At 59.1% G+C, this 15,255-nt stretch carries 15 protein-coding genes; 6 read left to right on the plus strand and 9 right to left on the minus strand.

The genetic code is table 11. The features are described from left to right. Positions 1–726: CTP synthase (locus ACIQ39_RS13930; RefSeq protein ID WP_396435205.1), on the minus strand; the 726-nt coding region annotated here is incomplete at its 3' end. Positions 727–920: 194 nt separating this feature from the next. On the opposite strand from ACIQ39_RS13930, the gene coaBC reads away from it, so the two are divergent. The 4 genes from coaBC to ACIQ39_RS13950 all read left to right on the plus strand — a co-directional run bounded on the left by coaBC (position 921) and on the right by ACIQ39_RS13950 (position 7,413). Further along, complete coding sequence (gene coaBC, locus ACIQ39_RS13935) at positions 921–2,129, plus strand: bifunctional phosphopantothenoylcysteine decarboxylase/phosphopantothenate--cysteine ligase CoaBC (protein ID WP_396435206.1); 1,209 nt, start codon at positions 921–923, stop codon at positions 2,127–2,129. 594 nt (positions 2,130–2,723) lie between these two features. Continuing rightward, the gene (locus tag ACIQ39_RS13940) at positions 2,724–4,085 is read left to right on the plus strand and encodes a TolC family protein (RefSeq protein WP_396435207.1); all 1,362 of its coding nucleotides are present in this window, start codon (positions 2,724–2,726) and stop codon (positions 4,083–4,085) included. Beyond that, positions 4,082–6,235, plus strand: a complete 2,154-nt coding sequence (locus ACIQ39_RS13945; RefSeq protein ID WP_396435208.1) for an ATP-binding cassette domain-containing protein — start codon at positions 4,082–4,084, stop codon at positions 6,233–6,235. Before ACIQ39_RS13940 ends, ACIQ39_RS13945 begins: the two co-directional genes overlap by 4 nt. After that, a complete protein-coding gene (locus ACIQ39_RS13950; protein WP_396435209.1) occupies positions 6,232–7,413 on the plus strand; it encodes an HlyD family efflux transporter periplasmic adaptor subunit in 1,182 nt (393 codons plus the stop codon). Before ACIQ39_RS13945 ends, ACIQ39_RS13950 begins: the two co-directional genes overlap by 4 nt. A 15-nt stretch (positions 7,414–7,428) precedes the next feature. Here ACIQ39_RS13950 and dut read toward each other — a convergent pair whose 3' ends face one another. Together dut and ACIQ39_RS13960 are read right to left on the minus strand one after the other, a co-directional pair. Continuing rightward, on the minus strand, positions 7,429–7,896 hold the full coding sequence (gene dut / locus ACIQ39_RS13955) for a dUTP diphosphatase (protein ID WP_396435210.1): 468 nt from the start codon (positions 7,894–7,896) through the stop codon (positions 7,429–7,431). Positions 7,897–7,902: 6 nt separating this feature from the next. Then, positions 7,903–8,454, minus strand: a complete 552-nt coding sequence (locus ACIQ39_RS13960) for a peptidylprolyl isomerase (RefSeq protein WP_396435211.1) — start codon at positions 8,452–8,454, stop codon at positions 7,903–7,905. An 89-nt stretch (positions 8,455–8,543) separates the two neighbouring features. Between ACIQ39_RS13960 and ACIQ39_RS13965 the strand changes: the two genes are divergently transcribed. Next, complete coding sequence (locus tag ACIQ39_RS13965; protein WP_396435212.1) at positions 8,544–9,665, plus strand: JmjC domain-containing protein; 1,122 nt, start codon at positions 8,544–8,546, stop codon at positions 9,663–9,665. Between the two features lie 207 nt (positions 9,666–9,872). Here ACIQ39_RS13965 and ACIQ39_RS13970 read toward each other — a convergent pair whose 3' ends face one another. From ACIQ39_RS13970 to ACIQ39_RS13995, 6 genes are all read right to left on the minus strand, one after another. Beyond that, positions 9,873–10,199 (minus strand): hypothetical protein, encoded by a 327-nt coding sequence (locus ACIQ39_RS13970; RefSeq protein WP_396435213.1) that lies wholly within the window; start codon positions 10,197–10,199, stop codon positions 9,873–9,875. 91 nt (positions 10,200–10,290) lie between these two features. After that, positions 10,291–11,433, minus strand: coding sequence for an outer membrane protein assembly factor BamC (bamC, locus tag ACIQ39_RS13975; RefSeq protein WP_396435214.1), 1,143 nt, complete (start codon positions 11,431–11,433; stop codon positions 10,291–10,293). 14 nt (positions 11,434–11,447) lie between these two features. Continuing rightward, the gene (gene dapA, locus ACIQ39_RS13980; RefSeq protein WP_396435215.1) at positions 11,448–12,344 is read right to left on the minus strand and encodes a 4-hydroxy-tetrahydrodipicolinate synthase; all 897 of its coding nucleotides are present in this window, start codon (positions 12,342–12,344) and stop codon (positions 11,448–11,450) included. 111 nt (positions 12,345–12,455) lie between these two features. After that, positions 12,456–13,001, minus strand: coding sequence for a class I SAM-dependent methyltransferase (locus tag ACIQ39_RS13985; protein ID WP_396435216.1), 546 nt, complete (start codon positions 12,999–13,001; stop codon positions 12,456–12,458). Positions 13,002–13,017: 16 nt separating this feature from the next. After that, the gene (locus ACIQ39_RS13990; RefSeq protein ID WP_396435217.1) at positions 13,018–13,143 is read right to left on the minus strand and encodes a hypothetical protein; all 126 of its coding nucleotides are present in this window, start codon (positions 13,141–13,143) and stop codon (positions 13,018–13,020) included. Between the two features lie 41 nt (positions 13,144–13,184). Further along, positions 13,185–14,396: an MFS transporter gene (locus ACIQ39_RS13995; protein ID WP_396435218.1), complete on the minus strand. Its 1,212-nt coding sequence runs from the start codon at positions 14,394–14,396 to the stop codon at positions 13,185–13,187. A gap of 121 nt (positions 14,397–14,517) precedes the next feature. Here ACIQ39_RS13995 and ACIQ39_RS14000 point away from each other — a divergent pair. After that, the coding region (locus ACIQ39_RS14000) for an ATP-binding protein (protein WP_396435219.1) at positions 14,518–15,255 on the plus strand (738 nt) is incomplete at its 3' end.

The following is a 15,255-nucleotide window of genomic DNA, read 5'->3' on the forward strand; positions in this document are numbered from 1 at the left end:
CATGGAGATCACGCCCCAGCCTTGCACGTTGGTGAAGAGCGAAATTTTCTCGCGCTCGTCGTTGGGAATGTAGCGGTCAGCCCGGCACAGCAGGGCGTCGGGCTGGATGCCGATTTCGCGCAGTTTTTGCACCGTGTGCTGGGTGGGCTTGGTTTTGAGTTCACCAGCCGCCGCGATCCAGGGCACATAGGTCAGGTGCACAAAGGCGGCGTTGTTGGGCCCTAAGCGCAGGCTCATTTGGCGCACGGCCTCCAAAAAGGGCAGGGACTCGATGTCGCCCACCGTGCCGCCGATTTCGACGATGGCCACATCCACCGCTTCGGGTGTGCCGTAACCCGCGCCGCGCTTGACGAAGTCTTGGATTTCGTTGGTCACGTGCGGGATGACCTGCACGGTTTTGCCCAGGTAGTCGCCCCGCCGTTCTTTTTCGAGCACGCTTTTGTAAATTTGACCGGTGGTGAAGTTGTTGGCCCGTTTCATGCGGGTGTTGATGAAGCGCTCGTAGTGGCCCAAATCGAGGTCGGTTTCAGCACCGTCGTCGGTCACAAACACCTCGCCGTGTTGGATGGGCGACATGGTGCCGGGGTCTACGTTGAGGTAAGGATCGAGTTTGATGAGGGTGACAGACAGGCCGCGCGATTCGAGGATGGCGGCGAGTGAGGCGGAGGCGATTCCCTTGCCCAGGGAAGACACCACGCCACCAGTGACGAAGACAAATTTGGTCATGTCCAGGACGGGAATTGGGGCTCCCGGGTGGTGGAAATCGTGATTATAGACAGTCGCCTTCGGGGTTTTCCCGTTCAAGCCAGGTGATCGGGCTGGTTTGTGCGTCAAGGCCTGGGTCCAGGGCCTGCCCCTGATCGCTGGGTGTCGGTCTTTTTCAAGCGCCCATGGCGGACGGTCTGCTACATTCCCCAGCCATGAGCACATTGGCTGGAAAACACCTTGTTTTGGGTCTGTCGGGCGGCATTGCCGCTTACAAGTCGGCGGAACTTTGCCGTGCCTTGGTCAAGGCGGGTGCCACCGTGCAGGTGGTGATGACCGAGGCGGCCGAGCACTTCATGACGGCCGTCACCCTGCAAGCCCTGTCGGGCAGGCCGGTCTACACCTCGCAGTGGGACCGGCGCGAGGCCAACAACATGGCGCACATCAACCTGAGCCGCGAAGCCGACGCCATTGTGGTGGCCCCGGCCAGTGCCGATTTTCTGGCCAAACTTTTGCATGGACGTGCCGATGAGCTGCTCAGCCTGATGTGCCTGGCGCGCCCCATAGACCAAGTGCCCTTGATCGTGGCCCCGGCCATGAACCGGGAAATGTGGCTCAACCCCGCCACCCGGCGCAATGTGGCCCAGCTGCGTGCCGATGGCGTGCATGTGTTGGACGTGGGCCAGGGTGAGCAGGCCTGCGGCGAGACAGGCGACGGGCGCATGCTCGAAGCCGACGAGATTTTGGAAGACTTGGCCGCTTTTTTTGCGCCCAAAATTTTGCAAGGGCAATCGGTGCTGGTCACCGCTGGCCCCACGTATGAGGCCATGGACCCGGTGCGCGGCATCACCAATTTGTCCAGCGGCAAGATGGGTTTTGCCGTGGCCCGTGCCGCCCACATGGCGGGCGCGCAGGTCACGCTGGTGGCGGGCCCCGTGCATTTGCCCACGCCCCGGGGCGTGCAGCGGGTGGATGTGCAGTCGGCACGCCAAATGCTGGACGCGGTGCTGGCGCATGTGGACGCGGCCCGGGTGTTCATTGCCACGGCGGCTGTGGCCGATTGGCGGCCTGCCTTGGCGGCTGAGCAGAAAATCAAAAAAGACGGTTCAGGCCTGCCGCCCAGCTTGGACTTTGTGGAAAACCCCGACATTTTGGCCACCGTGGCCCAGTCGCCGCGCGGGGTTTCTGGGGCCTTGTTTTGCGTCGGCTTTGCCGCCGAGAGTCACGACCTGCTGGCGCACACCACGGCCAAGCGCCTGCGCAAAGGCGTGCCCTTGTTGGTGGGCAACATCGGCCCGGCCACCTTTGGCCAAGACGACAACGCCTTGCTTTTGGTGGACGAATCGGGCGCACACACCTTGCCCCAAGCCAGCAAACAGGCCTTGGCGATCGCGTTGATAACGCACATTGCAAAGCAGCTTTGACGCTTTGCGTGGCTTCGCGAAGCCTTGCATGGGCGCGCGGGTGCGTGCGCTGATTTAGCGCTGCTTTAACGCTGATTTATCGCTGATTTGTGCGCGCCTTTGTGCGCGCTGTGCCTATCGCGACCCGGGACAGGCCTTCAGGCTGCTGGCGTCGTTCACCCCCCCTTTTTTTCAGTGGCGCATGGTTTTTCAGCCGCCTTGCCCGCAGCTCAAGCCTGGGTCTGGCCAAGGGCTCAAGGCTCAACTCGGAACGCGGCGCTGGCTTTTAGCCATCCCGCATTGACAGGCCCATGGTTCTGCGAAAAGGCTGAACGGCTCAGCAGCGTCTTTGCGGCCTCAGCGGCTTGGGCGGACGCCTGTTCGTGCTGATGGATGTTGCGCGCCTTGATATTTTGTTGCTTTAAAGCCTTCGAATGGACTTTTTGACGTTTTGTTTGTGGTGTATATTTAGGAACTTTAATGCGTTAATTTACTTGAAAATTCACCAGTAATTAACGATTTAATTGATTTATTAATGAATTTAATTTTTTTGGTACATCGGCCTTGTCTGGCTTGGCGAACAAGGTGTTCAGTCCTTTGATAGAGGTTGTCGTGATGCGGTTTTCCCGAAAAGCCAAAGCCGCCGTGTGGCTGGGGCTGTGTTTCTTGTCGGCTGCGAGTGGTCATTCGGTGGCCTTTGCACAGCCGTCTGATCGGGTTGTGGCACCCCGCCAAGCATTGGGTCTTGTCCAGCCCGCCGAGGTCATGGCACCTTCGCAAGCTTTTTTTGAATACTTGTTGCGAGAATCTTTGGCGCTGCACCCCCAGGTGCGCGCAGCCCAGGCCCAATCGCAAGGGGCCAAGCTCGATGTGGATGTGGCCAAGTGGGCCTATTGGCCTACCCTGACATTCAATGCGCAGCGCACCGACTTGCCCAGCTCAGCCGCTGGAGGCGGCAGCAATTTTGCAGTGCAGCAGCCTTTGTGGTCTGGGGGGGCGATGTCTGCTCGCTTGGATGCGGCCAGCAAACTCGATCAAGCCGGCGCCGTGCAGGTGGATGTGGTGCGTGGTGAGGTGGGTTTGCGTTTGGTCGATGCCTGGGCGAGTTTGTTGGATGCCGAGGCCAACCGCACAGTGACTGCCCGCACCTTGGAGGGCTTGTCACGCTATGAAGGCATCATGCAGCGTCGCGTGTCGGTGGGCTTGTCCTCGGCGGTGGAACTGCGTTTGCTGTCGGTGCGTGTTGGCCGTGCTCAAACCGATTTGGCTGACGCAGAGGCCGCCATTCAAGTGGCTTCACAGCGTCTGAAAGACATCGCTGGGGGGTCTGAAAATGCCGTGGTGCCTGAACTGAAGTTGCCGATTGCCCAAGCGCTCATAGGCCAGTGGTTGCAGCGCCAGCCCCTTAACGTGTCGGCCGACTTCTTGGCGCGCCACCCGGCGGTGCGCAAAGCACAATTGGATGCGGCAGCAACCGAGGACCAAATTGCGGTGCAAAAAGCGGAGCGTTGGCCCAAATTGGTGTTGAGTTACCAGCGCCGTTTGGGCAGTTTGCCAACCGCCGCTGAGCGCAGCCTGTGGGCATTGGACTTGAACTACAGCCCGGGGGCGGGCTTGGCCAGTGCCACTTTGTCAGACGCAGAGGAGGCGCGATTGCAGGCCCGTTTGGCGTCCATTGATGCTTTGCGACAAGAAAAACAAGAGCAGGTGCAGCTTGATTGGTCGGCTTTGAAACGCGAGTTTGATCGGCAGCCCTCCTTGGTGGCCACCATCAACAGCGCACGCGATGTCTTGGAGTCTTACGAGCGGCTGTATTTTGGGGGCCTGAGAAGCTGGCTTGAAGTCTTGAACGCGCTGCAAGAGCTGACTCAGGCGCAGCTGCGTTTGGCCCAGGCTGGCAATGCCACCACCTTGGCTTACTACCGCTGGCGTTTGCGCAGCGGGCAATTGCCCAGTGACACGGATTGGACGAAATGAACACAAATGAACGGATGTGGGAGCAGCTGCGCAGCGCCTTGGTCTTGATGGCGCGCATGCAGCGCTTTGCATTGGACGAAGTCAAGCTGCAAGGTGCTTTGTTGGCGGTTGCAGGCGGGCAAAGCGGGTCATTGACCCCGGCGCTGGTCGAGCAGGTGTGTTTGCAAGCAGGCTGGATTGGTGCCAGGGTATTGCCAGCGCCTGTGCCAGAGCGCTTGCCCTTGTTGGCTTGCAGCCAAGCGCATGGCTGGGGCTTGCTGACACAAGGCTTGATGGGCGATGAGTGGTTGTTGGAGTTGCCCGGCAAATCCAGCGTGCAAGTCGGGCTGGCAGACCTGACCAGTGTCATGCGTTTGTTGACACCAGAGGCCGGCGTGGGGGTGATGGCCAAGTTTGAAGACCGCTTAGACGCCGTTTTGCGCATGTTCAGAGGCCCCATTTCCGAAGCCGTGGCGGCCTCTTTGCTGATCAACTTGATGGCCGTGGTGGTGTCCTTCTTTTCGATGCAGGTTTACGACAAGGTGATTCCAACCCGCAGCACCGAGACCTTGGTGGTGTTGATGGGCGGCGTGTTGATGTTGATCTTTTTCGAGTGGCTCATGAAGTGGGCACGTGCCAAAGTCATGGACCGAGCCGTTGTGGGTTTGGACAGCCGTTTGGGGCGAGATATTTTTGAGCGTTTGCTGTCGGTCCGGCTCGATCAAATGCCCGGCTCTGTGGGCTCCTTGGCTTCTCAATTGCGGGGTTACGAGCAGGTGCGCAATTTTTTCACGGCCTCCACTTTGTTTGCCTTGGTCGACGTGCCAGCAGCCCTGATTTTTTTGGTGGTCATCTCTTGGATCGCTTCGCCCTGGGTGGCCTTGATTCCTCTGGTCATGGCTTGCGTGGCCTTGGTGGTGGGTTTGCTGTTTCGCAGCCGCGTGCGCCGTTTGGCCGCAGAAGGCCAACGCGAAGTGAACATGAAAACGGGCATGTTGGTCGAGACGGTCGAGGGCGCAGAGACCATCAAATCAACCCACGGGGGGTGGTTTTTTCTTTCCAAATGGCTTGATTTGTGCAGCAAGACCATTCAAAACGATTTGAAGATGCGCCATACCAACGATGGCCTGCAGTATTTCATGGCCAGCATGCAGCAATTCAGTTTTGTGCTGCTGATTTCCTTGGGCGCTTTGTTGGTGATTGAGGGCACCATCACCATGGGCGGATTGATCGCTTGCTCTATTTTGGGCGGCCGTGTTTTGTCGGCGGTGATGATGGTGCCCAACTTGATGGTGCAGCATGCGCACGCCCGCGTCGCCATCGATGGCGTGGAGGCCTTGTACAAGCTGGAGTCTGAAATCACGCCCGGTGTTCAGCCATTGACCCCTTCTGTGCTGAACGGCCAATTTGTGCTCGACGACGTTCAATTTGCCTATGGAAAAGCGCCACCTGCACTGCAGGTCAAGCGTTTCACGGTAGCGGCGGGCGAGCGCATTGGCATTTTGGGCACGGTGGGCTCGGGCAAATCCACTTTGCTCAAAATCATGGGCGGTTTGTACCGGCCCAGCGCTGGCAGGGTGTTGATTGACGGCTTGGATGTGTCGCACGTGGCGCGTGAAGCCATGAGCCGTCATGTTTGTTATTTTCAGCAAGACCACCGTTTGTTTGAGGGAACATTGCGTCAAAACCTGCTTGTGGGTTTGCCCAACCCGGGCGACGACACCATCAAAGAGGCCATGGCGCAAACGGGTTTACTGGACTTGGTGGGCGCGCACCCCATGGGCCTTGATCTGCCGATTTTTGAAGGCGGACGGGGACTCTCGGGTGGTCAAAAGCAGTTGTTGGTGTTCACGCGCATGGTGTTGGCCCAGCCCCGGGTGATGCTGCTGGACGAACCCACGGCCTCCATGGACGGGGGCACCGAGGCGCGATGCCTGAATGCACTGCGCACGCCCGCCATGGCGGCCAGTACCTTGGTGCTGGTGACCCACAAACCCAGTTTGCTGGGCTTGGTGTCTAGGGTTTTGGTGATGTCAAGGGGCCAAGTTGTGATGGATGGTCCACGCGATGCGGTGTTGGCGCAGTTGAGCAAAAACGCTCAACCCGAAGCCAACCCGTCGCGGCCCAATTTGCCAGCTGTCACGGCCGCAGCGAATGAGGAGAACACATGAAAAAAAACGCGAAACCCGCGGCTGATTTTGAAGCCCCCAACAACACCGGTGCGCGTCTGACTTTGTGGGTTGCCATCGTCTGCGTGGTGATTTTGACCATCTGGGCCAGCATGGCCGAGATTGACCAAGTCAAGCGTGCACAAGGCCAAGTGATTGCGAGCGACCGCACGCAGGTCATTCAAGCGGTTGATGGGGGCGTATTGCGGGAGTTGTTCGTACAAGAAGGTCAACAGGTGCAAGCTGGGCAGTTGTTGGCCAGCTTCGAAAAGACCCGCGTGCAAGCGGCGCTGGACGATACCCAAGGCAAGGTGATGGCTTTGCGCATCACCCTGGCCCGATTGCGGGCAGAGGTCTACGGCACGCCCTTGGCCTTCAGCCCGGAGATGAAGGCGTATGTGCCGCTGATCGAAAACCAAACCAATTTGTACAACCGGCGAAAGACCGCATTCACCGAAGACATCAAAGCCTTGCGCAAGGTGCATGCGGTGTTGCTCGAAGAAAACGCCATGATCCGCCAGTTGGAGTCGACGGGTGATGTGAGTCAGGCCGATATCTTGCGGTCTCGTCGGCAAATTGCCGACATCGAAGCGCAAATCACGACCCGGCACAACAAGTTTTTTCAAGATGCCCAAGCCGAGATGACCAAGGCGCAAGAAGATTTGAACGCGCAGTCCGAGGCCCTGAACGACCGGACTCAGTTGTTAGAGCAAACCGACATGAATGCACCCAGCTATGGGCTGGTCAAAAACATTCGGGTGACCACCTTGGGTGGGGTGGTGCGAGCGGGCGACATTGTCATGGAGTTGCTGCCGACCCAAAGCGGTTTGGTGCTGGAGGCCAAGGTTTACCCGGCCGACATCGCATTTGTGACTGTGGGGCAAAGTGCCAATGTCAAGCTCGATGCATTCGATTCCAGCATTTACGGCGGCTTCAAGGGCGAGGTGGTCTATGTCAGCCCAGACACTTTGATCGAGGAGACCCAGCGAGGGCCTCAGCCGTATTACCGGGTGCACGTGAAGATCGGCGAAAAAGACTTTGGAGGAGACCAGTCGCAGCGCATGGAGGTTCGACCGGGCATGACCGCACAAGTGGATTTGGTGGTAGGCGAGCGGTCCATTTTGTCTTATCTGGTGAACCCCGTGACCAAGGTGCTGAGCCAAGCGCTCAAACCGATTTGAAGGCCAGAGCCTCGGTTAAACCCCGGTTGAGCCAAAGCCACCAGCACCGCGTTGGCTGCCCCGGCTGAATTCTTCGACCACTGAAAAAACCGGGCGCAGCACGGGCAAAAACACCATCTGCGCAATGCGTTCGCCGGGCTCCACGCTGATGGCTTGGCTGCCAGGCGGGTTGCGGTTCCAGACGCTGATGAAACACTGCGCGGTGTAGTCGGCATCGATCAGACCCACGCTGTTGCCCAGCACCAAACCTTTTTTGTGGCCCAAGCCCGAGCGCGGCAAGATCATGGCGCACAGGTTAGCCGAATCCATGTGCAAAGCGATGCCCGATGGCACCAGCACAGCCGCTTGTTGCGGCTCAATCTGCAGGGGCGCGTCGATGCAGGCAAACAAATCGATGGCTGCTGCCAAAGGCGTTTGGTAGGTGGGCAGCCCCCACTGGTTCAAGCGAGGATCTAGGATTTTGATTTCGATCTGGGTGCTCATAGTGGCTCAGTGCAAAGTGGGGCCCTTGGACAAGGGCAGTGGCTGTGGATGCTTTTCGCTGGCCACTTCAATTTTGAAAAAGCCGGTGCCGCAACTGCCGCGTGCCATTTCAAACTCGGTGGGCTCGCGCACCGACTCGACTTTCAGGCTCAGGCGCAGGGCTATGCCAGAGAGCGGGTGATTGCCATCCAGCACCACATGTTCGGGGTAAATTTCGGTCACGGTGTAGAGCACTTGTTGTGGCGCATCGGGATGGCAACCCTTGGGCAGGGCAGTCCCCTCTATGGTCATGCCGGGCTCCAAGCCCTTTGGGAAAAGGGCCAAGGGCTCTAAAAACAACAGCGCTTCATTGAAGTCGCCAAACGCGTCTTCGGGCTCCAAGTGCAAGTTGAGTTGAGCCCCTTTTTCGTGGCCTTGCAGGGCTTCCTCGATCTTGGGCAGCAGGTCTTGACCACCCATGAAAAATTCGACGGGCTCGTCCAATGTGTCGAGCACTTCGCCCAGCGTGTCTTTGAGTGTCCAGGTCAGTGCGACCACAGAAGGTGTCTTGATTTCCATACGACAATTGTCGCAGCTTGGCCACCCATTTTGGGGGCCTATGGCATTTTCAAAGCATGCATCTTGCAGCGCCTCACCGGAAAAACCAAATGAACACAGCGCAAGCGCTCGCCTTGTTGGGCGGCATGAGCCCCAACCAATTCATGAAGCGGCATTGGCAAAAAAAGCCTTTGCTGGTGCGCCAGGCCATGCCTGGGTTTGTGCCCTGTGTGGGGCGATCTGATTTGATGGCCTTGGCGGGCCAGGAGGGCGTGGAGTCGCGTTTGATCGTCGATTCGCCCAAGGGTTGGCAAATGAAGCACGGCCCATTTTCCAAACGCGGCCTGCCACCGTTGAGCCAGAAAAAATGGACCTTTTTGGTGCAAGGTGTCGATCTGCACCACGATGGCGTGCACGCGCTCATGCAGCAGTTCCGCTTTGTGCCCGATGCAAGGCTGGACGATGTGATGATCAGCTACGCCACCGATGGCGGCGGCGTGGGGCCGCACTTTGACAGTTACGACGTGTTTTTGCTGCAGGCACATGGGCAACGCCGTTGGCGCACAGGTCGGCAAAAAGACCTCAGTTTGCAGCCCAATGTGCCGCTCAAAATTTTGCAAAACTTTGAAGCCGAAGAGGAGTTTGTCTTGAACCCCGGTGACATGTTGTACCTCCCACCCAAATATGCCCATGATGGCGTGGCCGTGGGCGAGTGCATGACATGGTCGATTGGTTTCAGAGCCCCCAGCCAAAGCGAATTGGCACGCGAGCTCTTGCTGGGTTTGGCCGATGAGGCGTTTGAGCGGGCGGGCGATGCCCTGTACCGTGACCCGAAACAAGCGGCGGTGTCGGCTTCTGCTGCGATTCCGCCGTCTTTGGTTGGTTTTGCACGTCAAGTGATAGACCGGGCGCTCGACAGCCCCTTGCTCTTAGAGAGCTTGCTGGGGGCGTACCTGACCGAACCCAAGGCCCAAGTGTGGTTTGAGGCCAGCGACGCTGAAGCCGACCTGTCAAAGGGTGTCCAACTCGACCGGCGCACCAAAATGCTCTACGACGAGAAGCACATTTTCATCAACGGTGAAAGCTTTCGGGTGGCTGGGCGAGATGCGGTGAGTTTGCGGCTGTTGGCAGACGATCGGAGCATATCGGCGCAAAAAATCAAATCTTTGAGCCCAGATGCCCAAGATGCCTTGCGCGATTGGGCATCAGAGGGGTGGTTGCGTGCGGCCTGATCGCCTTCTTGGCCACACAAAATAGGATTAATTAAGTGCTAATTTTCATCTTTTCAATACAGGACTCGCATAAGCGCCTAGGGAAAACACTATAATCACGCTCTGAATGCACCTGAGTGATAAACCAGTGGCACTCAGCTTTGCCAGCCGATGTGGTCTGTCAAAGCAGTTATAGAAAATTGTTTTAACACTCCCTTTAGGAATCAATCAAAATGAACAAATCCCTCGTTCTGGCAGCCCTGATCGCCGCAGCAGCTTTGACCGCTTGTGGCAAAAAAGAAGAAGTTGCAGCGCCCGTAGCTGCACCAGCACCTGCGGCTGAAGCGCCAGCAGCAGCTCCAGCAGCTCCTGCAGCTGATGCCGCACCTGCAACTCCAGCAGCCGACGCAGCACCTGCAACTCCAGCAGCTGGCGCCGCACCCGCTGATGCCACAGCAGCTCCTGCTGCTGCACCAAAGTGATGCGCGCGCTGTCTCCTCGGTCTTGACCGGGGATGCAAAAAACCCCGCCATGCGGGGTTTTTTTTCGCCTCAAAAATGCAAAGCAGCCAGTAGATGCAAAGCACCCAGTCGCGGGCCCGCCTTGGCCCAGCATGGCCCGGCATGGGCCCACCACAGGCCCTGAGTCAGCGAAGCTGAGCTGCCAACAGCTGCAAAATGGTTTCTGCCACTGCCACGGGTGCAGCTTGACCATCGGCATTCAACACGCGCAGCAAGCTTTGCCCCTCGCTGCCCGCAGACAGGGCAATCCGGTATTGGCTCAGTTCGGGCGCATTGGCTTTGCCGGAGCCAAACAGACGACTCAATAAACCAGGGGCTTGGTCAGGGGCTGAGGCCACGTAACGCACAAAATAAACTCCGGATGCGCGGTCACGGTCTTCGATGGTGAAGCCGCTGCGGTCCAAGGCCAAACCGGTGCGTCGCCACGCGCGGTCGAGCTTGTCGATCAACACAATGACCGGTTGACCATTGACTTGGCTGACCAATGCGGCTTGGGTTGGCGGCGGCGTGGTCTGTGGGGCCGCCGTGCTGGGCGATGGGCCCGATTGCGCAGCAGCAGGCGCGGTGCCCAGTTTGACCATCAGGCGGCGTAAAAACTCAATTTCGAGTTCGGGGTCGCTGGGTCGGGGTTGCCAGATGGTGCTGCTTTTTTGTGCATCGGTGTAATTTTCGGCCATGCCTCTGTGGGTGACATAAATTTCAACCCCTTGCGCCGTGCGTTCAATGCGGGTTCTGAATTTATCGCGCTCGCCTGTGGAGTAAAGCGAGTCGAGCACCTTGCCCAAGGTTTTACGAATGAAGTCTTGGGGCAGTTTGGCCCGGTTTTCAGCCCAATCGGTTTCCATGATGCCGATGTCTGGCGCGTCGGTCACCAGGGTTAAGCCATTGGAGGTCCAAAACTCGCGCAGCGGCTCCCAAACCTTGTCGGCAGGCATGTCCACCAACAACCAGCGCTGGTTGCCTTGGCGTTCCAGCTTGGCATTGCCCAGCACGTTGGCAGCAATGCCAGCATCGGCCACGCGGTTGCCGGCGCTTTGAAAATCCAAGGCGGTGACCGAGGCGCTTTCCATGGCAAAGCGAGAGTCTTTGCGCAACTGTGTCAAATCAGGGGGCACCTCTAAAGAGGGGCCTTTGGAGGCGCTTTTGTAGTCGATTTTGTCTTCCTCCAGCACGGAGCAAGCACTGACCGAAGCGGCCAAAGCGACCACCAAGGCGGCGCGTTGCAAGCTATGGCGAGACAAAGAAAAGGGGGGCAATTTCACAAGCATTCCTTGGGTGAGAATCAAATCAAGCCGCTGGCCTTGAGCGCAGCCTCGACCGCTGGACGCTGCGAGGCAGACAACTCGGTCATCGGCAAACGCAGGGTGGGGCCGCACAGGCCCATGCGGTTCATGGCCCATTTCACGGGAATGGGGTTGGCCTCGACGAACAAATTTTTGTGCACGGGCAACATTTGGAACTGGATGCGCATGGCCTCTTTCACATGGCCACTGGTGGCGGCCACACACAGCTCGTGCATCAACCGAGGGGCCACGTTGGCGCTCACGCTGATGTTGCCCGCGCCGCCGCACAGCATCAGGGCCACCGCCGTCGCGTCATCGCCCGAGAACACCGCAAACGACGGGGGCACGTCGCGGATCAGCCATTGCGCGCGTTCGATGTTGCTGGTGGCTTCTTTGATGCCGATGATGCCGGGCACTTGGGCCAGGCGCAGCACCGTCTCGTGCTGCAAATCGGCCACGGTGCGACCGGGCACGTTGTACAAAATGACCGGCAAGCCGGGCACCGCTTCGGCAATGGCCTTGAAGTGCAGGTACAGGCCTTCTTGCGTGGGCTTGTTGTAGTAGGGCACCACCTGCAGCTGGGCGTCCGCGCCCACCTTTTGGGCAAATTTGGCCAATTCGATGGCTTCGGCAGTGGCGTTGGCCCCGCAGCCCGCGATGATGGGGATGCGTTTGGCGGCCTGCTCGACCGACACGCGGATGATCTCGCAGTGCTCGTCCACCGTCACGGTGGGCGATTCGCCCGACGTGCCCACCACCACGATGGCATCGGTGCCCTCGGCCACATGCCAGTCGATCAGTTTTCGCAAAGTGGGGTAGTCCACTTGGCCGTTCTCCAGCATGGGGGTGATCAGGGCAGGGATGCTGCCACGAATGGGGTGGGTGTGGGTGGTCATGTCAGGTGATTTCTGAGCCGGAAAAAAGTCATTTTAACGAGGGAATCCATCTCAACCGTGTGCCAACGCACCTGAAAGTGGGCCGCCGGTTGTGCCGCCCGCCCGCCGCTCTCATGGGGCTTGGAGTGGCCAGCGATGTGGGCTGGTCTGCTGGGCCTCGCGAACCGCCACGATGCGCTGCACAAAACGCCCGGGCGAAGCTTCAAAGCCATCCTCGTAGGCGATGGTGCGCAGGCCGGCTGCGGCCCGCAGCAACTCGCCCGGCTGCAGCAAAAAGTCGGGCCGTGACGGTTTGCCCACGCTCTCGTTGCCCGCCGCAAAGGTCTCGTACACCAGCACCCCGCCCACGGCCACGCTTTGCACCATGACAGGCAAGAGCGCACGCCACAGGTAGTGCGTCACCACCACCGCGCCAAAAGTTTGGCCCGCAAAAGGCCAGGGGCCGTTTTCGATGTCGGCGCAGATGACTTCACCATGGGCCTTGGCCAGCGCCAAAGCCTCTGGGTTGCGCTCGACACCGCAGGCGGTGTGGCCCCGCTCGGCCAGATATTTCATGTGGCGGCCCGCGCCACAGGCCACATCCAGCACGCGGCTGCCCGGCGCGATCAAATGCGCCCAGCGTTGCAGCCAGGCAGAAGGGTTTTCGGTGCCGTGCATGCTTGTTCTCTTCAAGTCAAAAGCATGCCCACAGCTGCTCGGACAACATGATCACCACCTCAGGGTGGCTGTACAGCCAAAAGCCCAAGCCCAAGCACAAAGTGGCCGCCAGCGCCCCAAAACCCTGGGCTCTAAGGCTCAAGCGACTGGTCCGTTCAGGGGGCAAAAGGTGGGTATTCGTTTTCATGCGGCTGCTGGCGCTTGGCGTGCAATGGGGCTTTCGCGCACAGGCAAGTTCACCAATGCCGCAAAAATACCCAACGCAATGGACAGGTACCAGACGATATCGTAACTGCCCGTTTTGTCATACAAGTAGCCACCCATCCAAACACCCATGAAAGAGCCAATTTGGTGGCTGAAAAAGATGAAGCCACTGAGCATGGACAAATGCGCCACACCAAAAATTTGCGCCACAGCGGCGTTGGTAGGCGGCACGGTGGACAACCAAAGCAAGCCCATCACTGCCGAAAAAATATAGACACTCATGGGCGTCAGAGGGGCCCATAAAAACAGGGTGATGGCCACCGAGCGCGAAATGTAGATGAAGGCCAAGATGTTCTTTTTGGCCATTTTTTGGCCCAAGCTGCCCGCGATGTAGGTGCCAAACACGTTGAACAAGCCAATCAGCGCCAAAGCATAGCTGGCCACCTGCGCGGGCAGGCCATTGTCTTTGAGGTAGCTGGGCATGTGTACGCCAATGAAAACCACTTGAAAACCGCACACAAAATAGCCCGCCATGAGCAGCTGAAAACTGGGGTATTTAAAGGCTTCTTTCAGAGCCTGAAGGATGGTTTGTTCACGCTTGACCTGGCTGGGCGCGTTCAAAGCGGGCTCGCGCAGGCCCCAGGCCAGGGGAATGATCAGCATGGCGGCAGCCGCCAAAATGACGAGCGCGCTTTGCCAGCCCATTTGGCTGATCAAAAGGCCCTCCACGGGCACCATCAAAAACTGGCCAAAACTGCCCGCCGCAGCGGCCACGCCCATGGCCCAAGAGCGCCGCTCAGCCGGCACATTGCGGCCAATCACACCGTAGATCACGGCATAGGTGGTGCCCGCTTGCGCGGTGCCGATGATCACGCCGGTGAACAAGGCAAAGACCCAGGGGTCGGTGGCCCAGGCCATGCCCAACAGGCCCACGGCGTAGACCACGGCCCCCAGGGTGATGACCCGAAAGGCCCCAAAGCGGTCGGCCACCATGCCCGCAAAAATGCCCATGAAGCCCCATGACAGGTTTTGGATGGCCATGGCAAAAGCGAACTCTTGACGCCCCCAGCCTTGGGCCTGGGTGATGGGCTGCAGCCACAGGCCAAAACCATGGCGAATGCCCATGGACAAGGTGACGATGGCCGCGCCGCAGGCCAGCACCTGGAACAAAGAAAGGGGTTTGTGTTGCATGACCTGACTTTAACCAATGTGTCGGGGGCTGCCGGTCACTCAGCTGCCTTCGCCGCCCCCATTTAAAAGCACTGTTATTGCATCCAGTATCTCGGCCGAAATCCCACTACAATCCGCCACCATGGCCACCCAATCAACTGTCAAAACCTCCCCCGAATATTCCGAAGGCTCGATCCGCGTCCTGAAGGGCCTGGAGCCCGTCAAGCAACGCCCGGGCATGTACACCCGCACCGACAACCCCCTGCACATCATCCAAGAAGTGCTGGACAACGCCGCCGACGAGGCGCTGGCGGGGCACGGCAAAAAGATCAAAGTCACCCTGCACACAGACGGCTCGGTCAGCATCGAAGACGATGGCCGGGGCATTCCCTTTGGCCTGCACCCCGAAGAAAACGCCCCGGTGATCGAGCTGGTGTTCACCCGCTTGCATGCTGGCGGCAAGTTCGACAAGGGCAAGGGCGGGGCCTACAGCTTCTCGGGCGGTTTGCATGGCGTGGGTGTGTCGGTGACCAACGCGCTGTCCAAGCGTTTGGAGGCCACCAGCTACCGCGAAGGCCAAGTGGCGACGCTGGTTTTCTCGGGCGGCGACGTGACCGAGCCCTTGGTCAAGCGCCCATCGGGCGAGGGTGACCGCAAACAAGGCACCACCGTGCGCGCCTGGCCCGACGCCAAATACTTCGAATCCAGCGCCCTGCCCATGCACGAGTTGACGCACCTGCTGCGCAGCAAAGCCGTGCTCATGCCGGGCGTGACCGTGAGCTTGGTGAACGACAAAACCAAAGAAACCCAGCAGTGGCAATACAAGGCCGGCCTGCGCGACTACCTGACGCAAACCCTGAACGGCGACCCGGTGATCCCG

It is taken from the genome of Limnohabitans sp. (assembly GCF_044361645.1).
In the GTDB taxonomy this organism is placed as follows: Bacteria; Pseudomonadota; Gammaproteobacteria; order Burkholderiales; family Burkholderiaceae_C; genus Limnohabitans_A.

What these genes read in the sequence shown, in the direction of transcription:
- ACIQ39_RS13960 (WP_396435211.1), bottom strand. Translation starts at nt 8,454, where the DNA reads ATGGAAATCAAGACACCTTCTGTGGTCGCACTGACCTGGACACTCAAA.
- ACIQ39_RS13945 (WP_396435208.1), top strand. Translation starts at nt 4,082, where the DNA reads ATGAACACAAATGAACGGATGTGGGAGCAGCTGCGCAGCGCCTTGGTC.
- dut (WP_396435210.1), bottom strand. Translation starts at nt 7,896, where the DNA reads ATGAGCACCCAGATCGAAATCAAAATCCTAGATCCTCGCTTGAACCAG.
- ACIQ39_RS13965 (WP_396435212.1), top strand. Translation starts at nt 8,544, where the DNA reads ATGAACACAGCGCAAGCGCTCGCCTTGTTGGGCGGCATGAGCCCCAAC.
- dapA (WP_396435215.1), bottom strand. Translation starts at nt 12,344, where the DNA reads ATGACCACCCACACCCACCCCATTCGTGGCAGCATCCCTGCCCTGATC.
- ACIQ39_RS13995 (WP_396435218.1), bottom strand. Translation starts at nt 14,396, where the DNA reads ATGCAACACAAACCCCTTTCTTTGTTCCAGGTGCTGGCCTGCGGCGCG.
- ACIQ39_RS13985 (WP_396435216.1), bottom strand. Translation starts at nt 13,001, where the DNA reads ATGCACGGCACCGAAAACCCTTCTGCCTGGCTGCAACGCTGGGCGCAT.
- coaBC (WP_396435206.1), top strand. Translation starts at nt 921, where the DNA reads ATGAGCACATTGGCTGGAAAACACCTTGTTTTGGGTCTGTCGGGCGGC.
- bamC (WP_396435214.1), bottom strand. Translation starts at nt 11,433, where the DNA reads ATGCTTGTGAAATTGCCCCCCTTTTCTTTGTCTCGCCATAGCTTGCAA.
- ACIQ39_RS13950 (WP_396435209.1), top strand. Translation starts at nt 6,232, where the DNA reads ATGAAAAAAAACGCGAAACCCGCGGCTGATTTTGAAGCCCCCAACAAC.
- ACIQ39_RS13940 (WP_396435207.1), top strand. Translation starts at nt 2,724, where the DNA reads ATGCGGTTTTCCCGAAAAGCCAAAGCCGCCGTGTGGCTGGGGCTGTGT.